Source organism: Alkalibacillus haloalkaliphilus (genome assembly GCF_007991275.1).
Lineage (GTDB): Bacteria > Bacillota > Bacilli > Bacillales > Alkalibacillaceae > Alkalibacillus > Alkalibacillus haloalkaliphilus.
Map to the genome: position 1 here is coordinate 24,421 of NZ_BJYA01000019.1, position 15,217 is coordinate 39,637.

General features: G+C 36.2%; 18 protein-coding genes. 5 read left to right on the plus strand and 13 right to left on the minus strand.

Annotation, left to right across the window (positions count from 1 at the left end; all coding sequences use genetic code 11):
* Positions 1-6: 6 nt before the first annotated feature.
* From AHA02nite_RS12855 to AHA02nite_RS12870, 4 genes are all read right to left on the minus strand, one after another.
* The gene (locus tag AHA02nite_RS12855; RefSeq protein ID WP_307724929.1) at positions 7-759 is read right to left on the minus strand and encodes a prepilin peptidase; all 753 of its coding nucleotides are present in this window, start codon (positions 757-759) and stop codon (positions 7-9) included.
* Positions 760-829: 70 nt separating this feature from the next.
* On the minus strand, positions 830-1,237 hold the full coding sequence (locus tag AHA02nite_RS12860) for a type II secretion system protein (RefSeq protein ID WP_146817972.1): 408 nt from the start codon (positions 1,235-1,237) through the stop codon (positions 830-832).
* 24 nt (positions 1,238-1,261) lie between these two features.
* Entirely contained in the window at positions 1,262-2,470 is a 1,209-nt protein-coding gene (locus AHA02nite_RS12865; protein ID WP_146817974.1) for a type II secretion system F family protein, read from the minus strand.
* Between the two features lie 22 nt (positions 2,471-2,492).
* Positions 2,493-4,151 carry a GspE/PulE family protein gene (locus AHA02nite_RS12870; RefSeq protein ID WP_174758200.1) on the minus strand — a complete coding sequence of 553 codons (1,659 nt, stop codon included), beginning with the start codon at positions 4,149-4,151 and terminating at the stop codon, positions 2,493-2,495.
* 136 nt (positions 4,152-4,287) lie between these two features.
* Here AHA02nite_RS12870 and AHA02nite_RS12875 point away from each other — a divergent pair, with 136 nt between their 5' ends.
* From AHA02nite_RS12875 to AHA02nite_RS12885, 3 genes are read left to right on the plus strand one after another with little or no spacing between them, the layout of a single operon-like run.
* Positions 4,288-4,716, plus strand: coding sequence for a type IV pilus modification PilV family protein (locus AHA02nite_RS12875; protein WP_146817978.1), 429 nt, complete (start codon positions 4,288-4,290; stop codon positions 4,714-4,716).
* Complete coding sequence (locus AHA02nite_RS12880) at positions 4,709-5,185, plus strand: PulJ/GspJ family protein (protein WP_146817980.1); 477 nt, start codon at positions 4,709-4,711, stop codon at positions 5,183-5,185. Before AHA02nite_RS12875 ends, AHA02nite_RS12880 begins: the two co-directional genes overlap by 8 nt.
* A complete protein-coding gene (locus AHA02nite_RS12885; RefSeq protein ID WP_146817982.1) occupies positions 5,182-6,405 on the plus strand; it encodes a hypothetical protein in 1,224 nt (407 codons plus the stop codon). The genes AHA02nite_RS12880 and AHA02nite_RS12885 overlap by 4 nt, the downstream gene beginning before the upstream one ends.
* Before the next feature lie 51 nt (positions 6,406-6,456).
* Here the strand turns inward: AHA02nite_RS12885 and AHA02nite_RS12890 are convergent, their stop codons facing one another.
* From AHA02nite_RS12890 to AHA02nite_RS12905, 5 genes are all read right to left on the minus strand, one after another.
* Positions 6,457-7,329 carry a DNA-3-methyladenine glycosylase family protein gene (locus AHA02nite_RS12890; protein ID WP_146817984.1) on the minus strand — a complete coding sequence of 291 codons (873 nt, stop codon included), beginning with the start codon at positions 7,327-7,329 and terminating at the stop codon, positions 6,457-6,459.
* Positions 7,330-7,408: 79 nt separating this feature from the next.
* Complete coding sequence (locus AHA02nite_RS12895; protein WP_146817986.1) at positions 7,409-8,185, minus strand: polysaccharide deacetylase family protein; 777 nt, start codon at positions 8,183-8,185, stop codon at positions 7,409-7,411.
* A 119-nt stretch (positions 8,186-8,304) separates the two neighbouring features.
* Positions 8,305-9,618 carry a Na+/H+ antiporter family protein gene (locus AHA02nite_RS12900; protein ID WP_146817988.1) on the minus strand — a complete coding sequence of 438 codons (1,314 nt, stop codon included), beginning with the start codon at positions 9,616-9,618 and terminating at the stop codon, positions 8,305-8,307.
* Positions 9,619-9,751: 133 nt separating this feature from the next.
* Positions 9,752-9,904 carry an SE1561 family protein gene (locus tag AHA02nite_RS15180; protein WP_170236108.1) on the minus strand — a complete coding sequence of 51 codons (153 nt, stop codon included), beginning with the start codon at positions 9,902-9,904 and terminating at the stop codon, positions 9,752-9,754.
* 4 nt (positions 9,905-9,908) lie between these two features.
* The gene (locus AHA02nite_RS12905) at positions 9,909-10,298 is read right to left on the minus strand and encodes an OsmC family protein (protein ID WP_146817990.1); all 390 of its coding nucleotides are present in this window, start codon (positions 10,296-10,298) and stop codon (positions 9,909-9,911) included.
* Between the two features lie 94 nt (positions 10,299-10,392).
* On the opposite strand from AHA02nite_RS12905, the gene AHA02nite_RS12910 reads away from it, so the two are divergent.
* The gene (locus AHA02nite_RS12910) at positions 10,393-11,553 is read left to right on the plus strand and encodes an MFS transporter (RefSeq protein WP_407642752.1); all 1,161 of its coding nucleotides are present in this window, start codon (positions 10,393-10,395) and stop codon (positions 11,551-11,553) included.
* Between the two features lie 36 nt (positions 11,554-11,589).
* Here the strand turns inward: AHA02nite_RS12910 and AHA02nite_RS12915 are convergent, their stop codons facing one another.
* The 4 genes from AHA02nite_RS12915 to AHA02nite_RS12930 form a co-directional block, all read right to left on the minus strand.
* The gene (locus AHA02nite_RS12915) at positions 11,590-12,420 is read right to left on the minus strand and encodes a YihY/virulence factor BrkB family protein (protein ID WP_307724927.1); all 831 of its coding nucleotides are present in this window, start codon (positions 12,418-12,420) and stop codon (positions 11,590-11,592) included.
* Positions 12,421-12,430: 10 nt separating this feature from the next.
* Complete coding sequence (locus tag AHA02nite_RS12920; protein ID WP_146817994.1) at positions 12,431-12,697, minus strand: hypothetical protein; 267 nt, start codon at positions 12,695-12,697, stop codon at positions 12,431-12,433.
* A gap of 16 nt (positions 12,698-12,713) precedes the next feature.
* Positions 12,714-13,184: a low molecular weight protein-tyrosine-phosphatase gene (locus tag AHA02nite_RS12925; protein WP_146817996.1), complete on the minus strand. Its 471-nt coding sequence runs from the start codon at positions 13,182-13,184 to the stop codon at positions 12,714-12,716.
* Between the two features lie 67 nt (positions 13,185-13,251).
* Positions 13,252-13,989: a lysophospholipid acyltransferase family protein gene (locus AHA02nite_RS12930; protein ID WP_146817998.1), complete on the minus strand. Its 738-nt coding sequence runs from the start codon at positions 13,987-13,989 to the stop codon at positions 13,252-13,254.
* 199 nt (positions 13,990-14,188) lie between these two features.
* On the opposite strand from AHA02nite_RS12930, the gene AHA02nite_RS12935 reads away from it, so the two are divergent.
* A complete protein-coding gene (locus AHA02nite_RS12935) occupies positions 14,189-15,016 on the plus strand; it encodes an HAD family hydrolase (protein WP_146818000.1) in 828 nt (275 codons plus the stop codon).
* Positions 15,017-15,217 lie beyond the last annotated feature (201 nt).

The window sequence follows — 15,217 nt, forward strand, 5'->3', positions numbered from 1 at the left end:
AGCCACCTACATCATTAATCTTAAATACCAATCGATCAATTCTTTTGAATAAAAGTAAGCAATAAGAGCCGATACTGCAATAAAAGGACCAAATGGGATCGGCACGCCCCTTTTCACCTTGCCAAACATCATTAGAATTACTCCAACTACTGCACCAATTAACGACGATAAAAACAGCGTCATCAATGTTCCTTGAACCCCTAAAAACAAGCCTAAAACACCAAACAGTTTTATATCGCCACCACCCATTCCACCTTTACTAACAATGGCAATAACAAGTAACAATACAAAACCTATGATAGCTGCTAAATAAGCATCATACCATGGATCAGTTGGAATCCATATTCGCATTAATATAATAGACACTAGGAAAAAAAGTAAAATGTAGTCTGGAATGATTTGTTTGTATAAATCACTAACAGTAATCATTACTAACAAACTTACTAACAACCAAGCAATGAATAGCTCTAATTGAAAACCTATTTTGTAAAAAGAAAAGACAAATAATAATCCTGTTAATAGTTCAAAAAAAGGATAGATTGGTGAAACTTTATTTCCACAATGACGACATTGTCCTTTTTGGATTATGAATGATAATACAGGTAGTAGTTCATACCATTTCAATGTCTTTGAGCATGTAGGACAATGTGATCGCGGGGTTATGATTGATTGTTTATCTGCTACTCTTAACCCAACAACATTGTAAAAAGAACCTAACACTAAACCTAGAATAAATATGTATATATAAATTAGTAACATCAATCTTATCAAATCCTATAGTTATTTATTGGTTAAAAACAAGCGCGGATTACCGCGCTTATTTTTGAAACTATTGATTCATTTCTGTGATAGCTTCTATTGAATCGCCATCAAAACTAATTTCTATATTTTCATCATTATAATCCCCAGTCAAAGTATTAGGGCTTCCTGTATTTATTGTCACTTCAGGCTCATTATTCGTCCAATTATCTTCGTTAAACCCTTCTAAATAGCCATCACTAGCTAACGTTGCAGCAGTAACTGTATCACCATCTCCTAGATCATTTGTAACTGAATAAAGCTCTGCTGCTTCAATAATATTTATTGCTGTTGCCTTAGCACTATCATAACGAGAATCATCAATAACACTCGCAATCGCAGGAACAGCGATTAATGCAATAATTCCTAAAATAACGATTACAGCTAGTAATTCAACTAGAGTAATACCCTTCTGATTCTTCATCATTCTTTTTAACATTACTTACCTCTCCCCTTAATTTAATTAATTTATTTGATTAAATAGCTCAAACATTGGAATAACAATGGCGAGCACAATCGTACCAACAATTACAGACAACGTAATAATTAATAAAGGCTCTAATAAAGATTTTAGTTGATCCGTTGCTGTGTCGACATCGTCTTCATAGAATGTTGCTACTTGCCCAAGCATTTCTGGTAAAGAATTCGTTTTCTCCCCTACTTCAATCATTTGTGTTACAAGGTATGGGTAAGCCCAATGTTGACGTAATGGCTTAACTAATGACTCCCCTTGCTTTAAAGACGACTCAGCATCTTGTAACGTTTGTTTTATAACTTTGTTTTTTAATGTTTGCTCTGTTAGCTGTAATGCTTGAATGATTGGTACATTGTTGTATAGCAAAGAACTTAATGTTCTTGTCATTGAAGCCATATTCGATTTTAAGATTAATGAACCAAACCCTGGTGACTTCAATAAATAATAATCTACTTTCTTACGTAAATGATCTCGTTGTAAAACCATAATCAGTATTAAACTAAATAATAGAGCAATTAAGCCAAATAAGTACCAATAACTAGTCAATAAACCACTAATCCCTAAGACAACCTGTGTAACTATAGGTAAACTAGCATCAAACTGACTAAACATATCAATAAATTCTGGTACGACATACATCATTAGAAAGATTACAACACCAATTGCGACTAGACCTACAGTTACTGGATAAGCGAAAGTAGATTTCACTTTTTGTGATGTTTTATAATGCTTATGGTAATAATCAGCTAGTTTAGATAGTGTTTCTTCTAATGATCCACTTCTTTCACCACTATGGACCATGTTAACGAAAATGTTTGAGAAGATTTCTGGGTGCTTTTTTAACGCGTTTGTTAACGAACTACCTTGTCTCATATCAATTTCTACGTAATACAAGGCGGATTTTAATTGCTTTTGCTTCGTTTGTTCTCGCAAAACATTTAATGAATCAACTATTGTAAGTCCCGCTTTTAATAGTGCGGCAAATTGTTGGAGAAATACGACAAAATCACGGTTCTTCACAGGATTACCGAAATGAATATCCTTCGTCCAAATCGATTGCTTTACTTCTTCAATCGATTCAATTTTCAATCCTTCATCTCTTAATCTAGCTTTTGCTAAATCAATATTATAGGCTTCTAGCTTACCTTGCTTTTCATTGCCGTTATAATCAGCGGCTATATATTTAAAAGAAGCCATACTTCTACCTCCAACAATTCAATCACTCTGTAGCGACTCTATATACTTCTTCTAAAGTCGTAACACCTTGTTCAACTTTACGCAATCCATCTTCAAATAGAGGCGTAAAACCTTGTTGTTTAGCGATTTTTTCTATTTCTACTTTTGTCTTACCATTTAAAATTGCCTCTCTAATTGGATCGTCGATGTAAAGCACTTCATGAATCGCTGTTCGGCCCCGATATCCTGTGTTGTTACATGTCGGACAGCCTGTTCCTGTAGCAACTTGATGAATGTGAACGCTATGTCTTTCAAACACTTTGCGTTCTAATTCTGTTAAGTTACGCTTCTCACTACAGTCGCGGCAAATGGTACGAACTAAACGTTGAGCAACAACACCGTTAAGTGAAGAGCCGACTAAAAACATTTCAACATCCATATTAACTAACCGATTTATTGCACCAGTTGAATCATTTGTATGCAATGTACTCAAAACAAGGTGGCCGGTAATCGAAGCGCGCACAGCCATATTTGCTGTTTCACCATCACGTATTTCACCAACCATAATAATATCTGGATCTTGTCTTAATATCGACTTTAAGCCTGAAGAAAAAGTTAGACCTACTTGTGGGTTAACTTGAATTTGATTAACTCCTTCTAGCTCATACTCTACAGGGTCTTCCACTGTAATTAAGTTAGATTGCTCACCATTTAAATGAGTTAATGCTGCATACATCGTAGACGTTTTACCTGACCCCGTCGGACCAGTTAACAACACGATGCCATACGGTTTCTCAATCATTTGTTTAAATTTTTGAAGATTGTCTTGCTCAAACCCTATATCACCAAGTCTATTTGATACCGTCATCGTATCTAATACACGAATGACAATTTTCTCACCGAAAATAGTCGGCAATGTGCTTACTCTTAAATCAACATTTCGTCCTTCAACGACTCGTTTGATTCGTCCATCTTGTGGGATTCTCTGTTGTGTAATATCTAAATTAGCCATAATTTTTATTCGTGTCGTTAATGAAGATTGAACACTTCTAGCTAACGTTTGTTCATTTCTTAAAGCGCCATCAACACGTAGGCGAATAAGTACTTGATATTCCTGAGGATCTATATGGATATCACTTGCTTTTTCAACGACAGCCTGTTGAATTAACTGATTCATTAACTTAACGACAGGAGACGCTTCTTCTTCAAGAGACAAGTCTTCTGTTTGCTGATCTGGTTGAATGTCTTCAAACTCCTCAGTCAAATCTTCTCGTTCGTAAAGCTTCATGATACTTTGTCGGATTTCATCTTTTATGGCAATGACAGGTTCTATTTTAAACCCCGTCTGAAGTCTTAAGTTGTTTAATACGAAGTAATCGAGCGGGTCTGCTGTTGCGACAAACAGTTTATTTTGTTCACGCTTTAAAGGAATTACATTATTTTCTATTGCAAACTGTTTTGGTACAAGATTGAGAACGGATTGATCGAAAGCATAATTATGTAAGCGTTCATGTTCAATTCCTAACTGTTGCTGTAGCACTTCTACTAATTGGATTTCAGTTATATGTCCTTCTTCAATTAATTTATCTCCGAGCTTTTGGTTCGACTCTTTTTCTTTTAATGCTTGTTCTAATTGCATTACAGTTATTAGGTTTTCTTGAACTAGAAGCTCACCTAAACGCAGTTTTATTTTTCGAGCCAAAATTAGACTTCCTTTCTATCAATCTCTAAAAATCTTACACCGAATGATATAATAGCTATTAATTAGACAAATTTTATACTATCATTTTTATTATAAGACTTTTTGACTAAAAAATCGAGGGTTGATTGTATTGTTAATGAAAATACTTAAAAACAATAAAGGTGTATCTTTAATAGAAATACTTGGGGCACTCGTTATATTATCAATTATTCTAATCGGATTTTTCTCCATGTTTACTCAAGTAGCCTCCATGCAAAATGTTACTGAAGAAGAAGTAGTCGCGACTAATCTAATTAAAGTAGCATTAGAAGATGTGCAATCTACAGAACTAAGTACTAGTACTTTTGGTACATATGAAGAATTTAACCAAAGTGGTTTACCTACGATTCCATCTGTTCAACAATCGGGAGCCTTTGTCACTAATGAGGACTATCTTTTGAGACTGACATTATCTAATGAAGAACATTCAGAGCAATTACTAAAAGCTACACTTCACGTTGTAAACAGTGATGGTAGAAATTTGGCTCACACTTACACTTATATTGAGGTGGCAGAAGATGAATAACTCAAAAGGGATAACACTTATTGAACTACTTGGTGCGATCGTTCTAACGTTCATTGTTGGAAGTTTAGTCTTCTCTATCCTCATACAATCAATTGAAAACTACCAACAATCAGAGTTACGTTCAAAAGCTCAAACAGATGTCAATCGACTTATTTATAATTTGACGAACATTCATCAATCTTCTCAAGTGTATACGATTGAACAATCAACAGAATCTTCTCTTACTGTTACAATAGAACGAGATGAAACGACAACATATGAATTTAACGGACACCCTTTTAAATATGAGCTAACCATTGACGGTTCAAACGTCTCAATCAGTGAACCTATAGCATTATACTTTCAAGAAAAGCCTTCTTATTCTTTATCAGTTACAGTAACTCAACCAGACAACCCAAGATTTAACTCCTTAGAAATCACGACAAACATTTCACGAATCACACCTGCAGGAAGCGGTGAAAACGAATGAACTTTAACAAGATTAATAATAATCATGGAGCTGTTTTAATAATCGTCTTATTGACAGTTGTTTTGATCATGCTATTTTCAACCGTTATGATGAATAGTGTTATGACAACCGCTAAACAAAATGAAGTGATCGAAGCGAATTACCGAGCTACACATGTTGTAGAAATGGGAGCAACATTCGTACAACATACTCTTGCGGACTATTTTGGTGAAAATGGTTTTGAAACTAGTGATTCCTACTTACAGGAGTTAGAGTCGACCATTAATGAGAAAGTTGATAAAGTAGAAATAGACCCAGATTATCCTAATACAACTTTTGAAATTAGTGAAGCATTTGAGTACGAACACAATGAAAATTTTAGCCGTATCATGATAGTTCTAACAGGCTATGACTCTAATTATGAACAAGACTTAACATTAACTTTTACTATAGGTGGTAGTAGTGATCGTTCGGATAAATGGGAAGATGTAAGTAGTAGCCCACCGCCACCTCCAGAAGATGCTGATGAAGAATACGACGAACAACAAACTTGGAAAAATAACAATTGTGAGGACCTATCTGACTCTTCGGTTTACTTAAAAGATGGGGGTAGCATTCAATGTAATATGACGACACAAGACTTATATGTTGAAGGAGACTTCGATATATCGAGTAGCAACTCACTTACTGTCACAGGAAATGCCACGTTTGATGACGTTGATATTAGTGGACTTTCACAACTGTTCATTCATGGGCATGCACATTTCACTTCAGTTTTATCAAGTGAAAACAACCCGAACAGTGAGTATTTATCTTGTGGTAATTCACGTTTTCATGATGGTGTGGAATATCGGGGTGAATTCAAAGTCAATATGCACACGATTTCAGACAACACATTCAGCTTGGATAACGGGAGTGTTCAGTTTGGTGGTGACACACTTCTACTTAATGGATTAGAGTTATCTAATGCAAGCTTACATGCGGGCGGGGACTTAATTATTGAACATAACGAACAGCTTGATGCTGCCAATTATTTGGCCAATATCCAAGGCGACATCACTATGTCCGACGGTGACTTAATAATCTTAAATGCAGATGGCGATGAAGCGCTTAACCCTGAAAGTAGTTCCGTCACTTATGAGGCTGAACCACCTACATTTCCAGAGTGCGATGACGTTACAATTCCTAGCTTCGGTGACGAAGACGATTTTGAAGTAATCTTAGATGATATCCAATACTAAAAAACATCCCTTCTCAATGTATGAGAGGGGATGTTTTGCTTAAACTTGATTCTATCCTTCGATACTTCGCCACAACGTTAAGGCAGCATAACTTCGATATGGAGACCACTTTTGTGCTGCTTTTTCAATGACATCTTTTTTCGGTTTCTCTTCCATTCGCCATTCTTTCTTTAATGCATTTTGTATACCTACATCTGCTGCAGGGAATAAATCTTCTCGACCTAGACCGAACATAAGCCAATTTTGCACTGTCCAAGGGCCAACCCCGCGTACTTTGCCTAATTCTTTCATGACTTCTTCATTCGACTTTTTCGCAAATGCTCCTAACTCCAACTCACCATTTGCGATCAACCTCGATGTATCAATGACGTATTCAGCTTTACGCTGACTAAACTGTAAGTCTTTTAGGTCTTGATAATCTAGCTTTGCAACGACTTCTGGTTTTGGATAAAACCATGAACCGTCAACTTGTTCTCCAAACTTCTGGACAAATCGAGTCGATAACGTATAGGCAAATTTCATGTTCAATTGTTGATGAATGATAACTTTCATCAATGAATCGTACAAGTGAAAATCTTTAACAATCGGAGTGCCTGCATACGTAAAAAACAATCTTGCTAAATCTGACTCTTCAAAGAAGTCTTCAACATCTTGCAAATCACGATCCCATTGGAACAAGTTGCGAATATGCTCAAATACAACGTCTTGGTCTTCATCATAATCAGACATAACTGAAAAAACCGGTTTTTCCGTTGTTCCTTCCCCTTTAACCCTTACAACACATTTGTTGTCTTGATCTATACGAACAGGCACGTCTACCCAACGTTCCTTCATGTTTACGTTAATTAACGGATCCATATCTAATCGTTGTAATGTATAATCAAAGTCATAAATGCCTGCTGCATGGTAATACTCTTTCCACATACTTTCCTCTCCCTTATTTTGAGCAACCTAGAATGTTTCTTTTAGTTTACAACTTTTGCAGGACTTTTAGCAAAAACTTTTAACCAACCGGTACTGAATGGTGCCACACTAAATCATCTAAAGAACCAAATTCATAATCTTGATCTCTTAACTCATCAATTAAATAACCGAGTGCTTCGGCATTATCTTCTGTCACAGCATGTAACAATATAATAGCTCCTGGGTGAACTTGCCTTAACACTTCATCAAACGCATGTTTCCACCCTTTATTTTCATCGCGATTCCAATCAACTAAAGCTACTGTCCAAAATATATTCGTATAGCCTAGCTCATCAGTCAATTTCAACGTTCTTTCACTAAAGATCCCTTTTGCTGGACGGAAAAACTTCACTACTTCTTGATCAGTTGTATTTATAATTTTCTCATCTAAAACTTTTAAGTCTTCTTTTACCTTATCATCACTTACTTTAGTATAATCCAAATGATCATTTGAGTGATTGCCAATGATATGCCCCTCTTCCACTTTACGTTTTACAAGCTCTGGTTGATCATCGACATAATGCCCGGTTAAAAAGAAAGTCGCTGGCACATCTTTTTCATTTAACACATCAAGTATTTGTTCTGTATAACCTTGCTCATAGCCACTATCAAATGTTAAATAAACCATGCGATTTTCTTCATCACCTAAATACAGACCATTGTACTTTTCAATTAATGGGCCATAAAACCCTAAGTCAGGAGGCATTTCATTGTATTGTTTCTTATATCCATACCCGTATGACTCATTAGAAACTGCGTTGACTGGCACACTAAAAATTAATAACACGACGATCGTTAAAAACGTTAGCTTCTTCATAACAAACCTCCCATTTTAAGACCTATAACCTTAATATGATTCATGCATAGTAAAATTATGAATGGAAGGCATTGGGTAAGAAAAAGCCCTCTCCAATTTTTATGAAGAGGGTTAAACAATTATAGTAAGACAGCTCCAATTAATCCGAAGATGAAGATCGGAATATTGAAGTGTAAGAACGTCGGTACACACGTATCCCAAATGTGGTTATGTTTACCATCAACATTCAAACCTGCTGTTGGTCCAAGTGTGCTATCTGAAGCTGGGCTACCAGCATCACCTAAAGCACCAGCAGTACCGATTAGTACCGCAATTGCCATCGGTGAAAACCCTGCCGCTGTAGCGATTGGAACATATAAAACGGCTAAAATTGGAATGGTACCAAACGATGTACCAATACCCATTGTAATGACTAAACCAACTAATAATAAAATAAACGCAATAAATAGTTGATTTCCTTCTAACAGACCTGAAGAAGCGTTAACTAATGCTTCAACTGAACCCGTTTCTTGTAAGATACCCGCAAAACCTGATGCAGTTAGCATAATAAAGGCAATCATCCCCATCATACTAATACCACGACTCATAACATCTTCAATTTGACGATATGGAACAGCTACTAGTAAGAACATTAAAACTAAACCGGTTAAAGCACCAAGTACCATTTCCTCAGTTACAATTTGGACAACTAATGCTGCAACAATAGCAATAATAGTCATCGTGTGCTTGCGTTCAAATACGAATGGCGCATCATCTATTTCTTCAACTGTACTCGGCTCACTTTCTGGTTCAATTTGACTGTAATCACGTTTTTTACGGTAAGTGATCGTTAAAGCAATAATTAAACCAAACACCATCCCAAGGCCTGGTGCAAGCATGGCAAAAGTCACATCAGCTAAAGGTAGCACTACTCCATTTTCCTCCATATGTTCTTGGATCAAACCTTGGAAGATTAATCCAAATCCTAAAGGAACCATGACATAAGGCGCTTTAAGACCAAAAGTTAAAGCTGTTGCGACAGCTCGTCGGTCGATTTGAATTCGATCAAACAAAGCAATTAATGGTGGAATTAAAACCGGTATAAACGCAATGTGAACTGGAATGACGTTTTGGGATAGCGAGGCGATCACAACAATTACACCTAACATTACCCCTCTTCTACCTTTAATAGCTCGTCTTAAAAACTGCACGAATCCTTTTGTAATACCAGTTAAGGCAATTGCGATTGCAAATCCACCCAACAAAATATAACTAAGTGCTGTATTAGCACCACCTGCCATACTAGTAGTGAAAATATCAACTAAATCTCCAAATGACAACCCGGCCATTAAACCAGCTGTCATTGCTGAAACGACTATAGCTAATAGCACGTTTACTCTAAACAAACTTAAAATAACCATTAATAAAACAGATATAATAACAATTGAAGCCATATAACTTTCTCCCTTTTTGTTTATTTATTTCATTTCATTATCTCATTATCACGTTAACACTTTATCATAATAAAATCTTTCATCAAAAAATTCAACCCCCTTTCATAAAAATCTTATGCGGGGGTTGTCCAAATTATTGACTTAATTTTTCTTCCATTTCATTTAATAAGCTAATGTAACGATCAATATCGTCTACTGTTAACTTCTCAGGATCAACTGACTCAATCTGCTCTAATAGGTTAGCTAGCCTTGATCTTACTGACTCTAGGTTCTTTTCATCTGACATGTGATTACTCCTTGTTGATTGCTTCTACTGTTTCCTCAACTTCAATTGTCGGCACAACCGACTGGACCATTGAACAGTTTTTCGAAGCTGTATTTAAGCTTTTTTGTAATTTCTCTTCGTTTAAATTATGACCTGTTACTTTAAAGTGTAAATTAACCTTTTCAATTTTATTCACAGCATCATCACTTCTTTGAACTTCTGCTTCAACTGTCATTTCATCATATTCAATTTTCTGCTTTTGTAAAATACGCTTATATACTAAAACGCTACACCCTGCAAGTGATGACATCATTAGTTGGAAAGGTCTAAACCCTTCTGATTCATCACCTGAAATGACTAACTGGTCATATTCTAAATCTGTTGTGACATGTTGGTCTGTTACGTTAAATTTCATTTCAAGCGCTCCTTTTATATTGTTTGTATTAGATTTATTTTAACACGAAATTACGATACAATAACACCATCTTAACTCGATTGGAGGGGTTCTGATCGTTCATGCACGCGGAAGATTCGCTATCTTAGTGGCCCTTGTTGGCATTTCAGGATTTTCACAAGGCATGCTCTTGCCTTTAATCGCCGTCTTGTTAGAAGAACAAGGTGTCTCAAGTACAATAAACGGGTTACATGCAACTGCATTATATATAGGAATATTAATTGTATCTCCTTTTTTAGAACCACCTTTACGCAAATATGGTTATAAGCCAATTATATTATTTGGTGGCGTCATTGTTTTTTCTTCACTTTTCTTTTTTACTTTATGGGAGTCGATTTGGTTTTGGTTCATTTTACGTCTTTTAATAGGCATTGGAGATAACATTCTTCATTTCGGAACGCAAACTTGGATCACAACGACAACGCCTGAATTTAAAAGAGGTCGCTCAGTTGCTATTTATGGGTTATCTTTCGGTCTTGGTTTCACTGTCGGCCCATTAATGACACCATTAGCCGAAATTAATCAAGCTTTACCATTTATTTTAAGTTCGGTTCTTTGTCTACTCGTTTGGTCTTTAATCTTCTTTGTTAGAAATGATTTTCCTGTTTCTGAAGAAGAAGTACAAGTTACAACGACAAAGACGACGACTCGTTTTAAAGGAGCTTTTAAATATTCTTGGATTGCTCTTCTTGCTCCATTCACATACGGTTTTCTAGAAACGGCTTTACATAGTAATTTTCCAGTTTACGCTATGAGACTAGGTCATGAAGTCACGATGATTTCATTTATCATTCCATTCTTTGCTGCAGGTAGCTTAATTTCGCAAATTCCATTAGGGATGTTAAGTGACCGAGTTGGACGCCATAAAGTGCTGATCTTTGTACTGTTAGGGGGTACAATCACTTTCTGGATTACTACATTTTTCGAACAATCAATCATAGGATTAATGGTCACGTTTGCAATCGCTGGCATGCTTGTTGGTTCTCTTTACTCATTAGGGGTTTCATTCATGACTGACTTACTGCCTAAATCTCTTCTTCCAGCGGGTAACATATTGTGTGGAGTTATGTTTAGTTTAGGGAGTATAGCTGGGCCATTACTTGGTGGTAGTTTTATTGACCTATTCCCTAACGTTTCATTCTTCTATATCATCATCGGATTTATATCAGCCGTCTTAATATTAATGATTATAAAGAGACCTAAGCCGATCAACTAAAAAAGAACTAGAGAGACATATCGCTCTCTAGTTCTTTTACTTTGAAATTAACCGTCCTTTATATTTGTGAAGAATTGCGTTTATTTCACCGCCAATAATAATCATCATTCCAGATAAGAATAACCAAATCATGAGTACAATGACACCAGCTAAACTTCCATAAGTAGCTGAATATTGCCCAAAGTTCTCTACATAAAAAGCAAAACCAATCGATAACACTTGCCAACCAATTGTCGCAATTGCCGCTCCAGGGATGGCATGAGCAAACTTAATTTTCTTACTCGGTGCTGCGATATACAATACAGTTAAAACAAAAATCATGACAAAAGCAGAAACGATCCACCGCATGGACTCCCATATTGCAAGGAATTCTTCTGTAACACCGAAGAACGAAAAGAAAAACTCCCCAAGTAATCTTCCGAAGACAGGAAGTACTAAAGCAACAGCAATCACCAATACCATTAAGACCGTTAAGGCAATTGCTAAACCACGCGTCACAAAAAATGGTCGTTCTTCGTTAATATCATATGCGCGATTAAATGCGCGAATTAACCCATTAACTCCAATTGAGGCAGCCCATATCGTACCAATTAAACCGAGAGATAATAACCCCCCGTTACGTTGCGCCATTAAATGGTCAATGTTATCTCGAACAAGCCCCATTGTATCAGGTGGAAAATAGCCATCCACTAACCGAAACACTTGGTTTTCGTTAATTGGTAAAAAGCCAACTAACGTTAACAAGAAAATCATAAATGGGAGTAATGATAATAGAAAGAAATAGGCTAAGCTGGCTGATAAAGCTGGTACTTCATCAGCAGAGAAGCGATGAAACAACTCTTTCCAAAACTTCTTCTCAAAAATCACAAATACTCACCTACTGATCGAGTTTTTTCGCTTTCTCATTCATCTTCTTTTCAATTTGGTCTAATTGATAGATAAATTGGTCAACACCTGACATGACGTCATTTAATTTAACTCGTAGCTGGTGAACTGACTGAGAAGGATGTTGATAGATGTACTTCACCTGACCAACTGCCTGTTTTGACTGAGTCAAAACATACTGCCTTTCTTCACGTTTAAATAGTGTTATTAAAAAACCAAATAACGCACCAAACACTATCCCTTTTTGCCATAAGCGCATTGTATTACCTCCAGTTTTACAGATCTTTTTCACTCCTAATATCATCAAGTAAATATTTACAAGCTGTAGATACTAGGTCATATGTTTCATCAAAGTTCCCTGTAAAATAAGGGTCTGGCACATTTTTGACTGCTGAATTTGGAATATAATCTAATAGCTTCTTTACAACAGCTTGATGTCCATCAACTTCGATTTGGCGTATATTTCTAATATTATCATCTTCCATCGCTATAATATAATCAAAATGCACAAAATCGTCTTCATTTATTTGTCTAGCCGTTAAGCCACTACCATTAATCCCGTTTTCTTTTAATTGTTCTAATGTTCCTTGATGAGGGGACGAGCCGATATGATAATCGCCAGTACCCGCTGAATCAACTACAAACTGATCTTCTAACCCTTTTTGGCTAACTAAATCTTGAAAAACCGCTTCTGCCATAGGAGAGCGACAAATGTTCCCTAAACATACAAATAAAACTTTAACCATTTTTTAATCACCTTCACATTGATATTCGCACTTATTAACTATATCCTTTTTTTAGCTTAATTAAACACTACGCAAGCTGTTCTTCTTCGTATGTTAAACCTTCTTTTCGGTCTAACTCTAATTGAATTCTTCTTTGCGTTTCATCAGATAACTCCTGCAAACTCATGTTTTCATACGTCTCAGGCATTATTGGTTCACAAATCGTTAAATAAAAAGTTCCAGGTTTAATTCGATTTTTATTTGCTTCCATAGATTTATATGTTCCGTTAATCATAACAGGTAAAACAGGGACATTTGATTTCTTCGCTAATGAGAAACTACCTGATTTAAACTCCCCCATCTCACTACTCTTCGTCCTCGTCCCTTCTGGAAAGATAGCTAAATTATAACCTTGCTGTAACATTTTAATGCCTTGTTTAAACGTTTCGACTGATTGCCTGCGATTATTACGGTCTAAAAATAAGCAACCCATATAATCCATCCACGGCTTCGCAACTGGTATGCGACTTAATTCAATTTTGGCAATAAACCCAAAAGGCTTCTTGAAATAACCTAATAACGTAAAAATATCAAAATTACCTTGATGATTGCTCACGATTAAGAAAGACCCATCAGGGATATTCTCTTCCCCTGTTACTATTACCTCTGAACCTGACCTTTTAACAACTTGTTTACCGAAGAATTTCGGCACTTGGTGAATCGTTTCTTGTTGTTCGAATGTCGTCGTTTTCTTTACTTGTTTTAATTTTCTTGATGCATAAAATAAAAAACTAATGGCGTAGGTGAATGTCCATACCGTTCGCATGATGACTCCCTTTCACTTGTTGATTTCATGTATATTTTACATGAAACTAGCGAAAAATAGTAGTTTTAAGTCATGACTTTCTTAATGTAAAAACATAATTATGGTAAAATAACTTTAACTAAAGCTTTAGCGTCAAACATCGATTCACACTATTTCGAGCTTATATTAGAAAGATAAGGGAAAAGGAAGGGTGGAAGGTATGGACAAACAGTTTTTAGAGCAACATGACTTAATGATCTTTGATTTAGACGGTACTTTATATGAGGGAACAGAACATTTTAAGTTACATACTGAAAATTTAAAAGGAAATCTATCTGCTGAGGAGCAACAGCAGTTTGACGAACATTATAATGCTATTTTAGCAGGTAATCACCCTGTTCAAATCGGGAAAATTTATGATGGCAAACGTGATCTTATTTGGACTTGGGACCCTTTTACAGAAGAATTAACTGAAGCTAGAGATTGGAACAATGACGTTGTTAAAATTGATGATGCACCAAGCAAAATTAAAGCAAGTGACTTCGACTTTGTTAATTGGGTACCAATTGGTGACGGGTGGTGGCCACCATATGCGATTGCAAGGCACTTTGGAATTACAGTTGATACAATCCAGGCATCTTATAACAAGACGAAAGAACAAATGGCTGAACTTGATGGTTTCTTAAACCAAACACCTGGTTTAAAAGAGTATTTAGAATCTATTTATAAAGATCATACATTGATTGTATGCACCAACAGCGATGAAGAAGACGCAAAACGATTGCTTGAGTTTCTTGAGCTAGACAAATATTTTGTAGAATTGATTTCTTGGGCTCGCAAACCAGTCTACACGAAACAACATTTTGAAGACGTTTTGGATCGTCATAATATTAAGCCAGAGCGTGTACTTTCTGTCGGTGATAACTTTATGAATGAAATTGCACCTGCTTTACAGTTAGGAATGTCAGCGATGTGGTTGACTGATGCAAAAGTAAAACCAGTTGATGACGACCGTCTCGTATTAGTTGAAACACTTAGTGATCAATAAAAAGGGTCTAAGACAGAACTGATTAATACACAAACCCCGAACGAAATCATAACCTGAATTCGTTCGGGGTTGACTTTCTGATTATCGCTCCATCAAAATGCTTCGCTTTCCGCGGGCACGGCTCAAGCCTCCTCGGCCCAAAGAACGGGGCCTGTGGGGTCTCGAGACTCGTGCTGTTCCCGCTGGAGTCTACGCACTTTG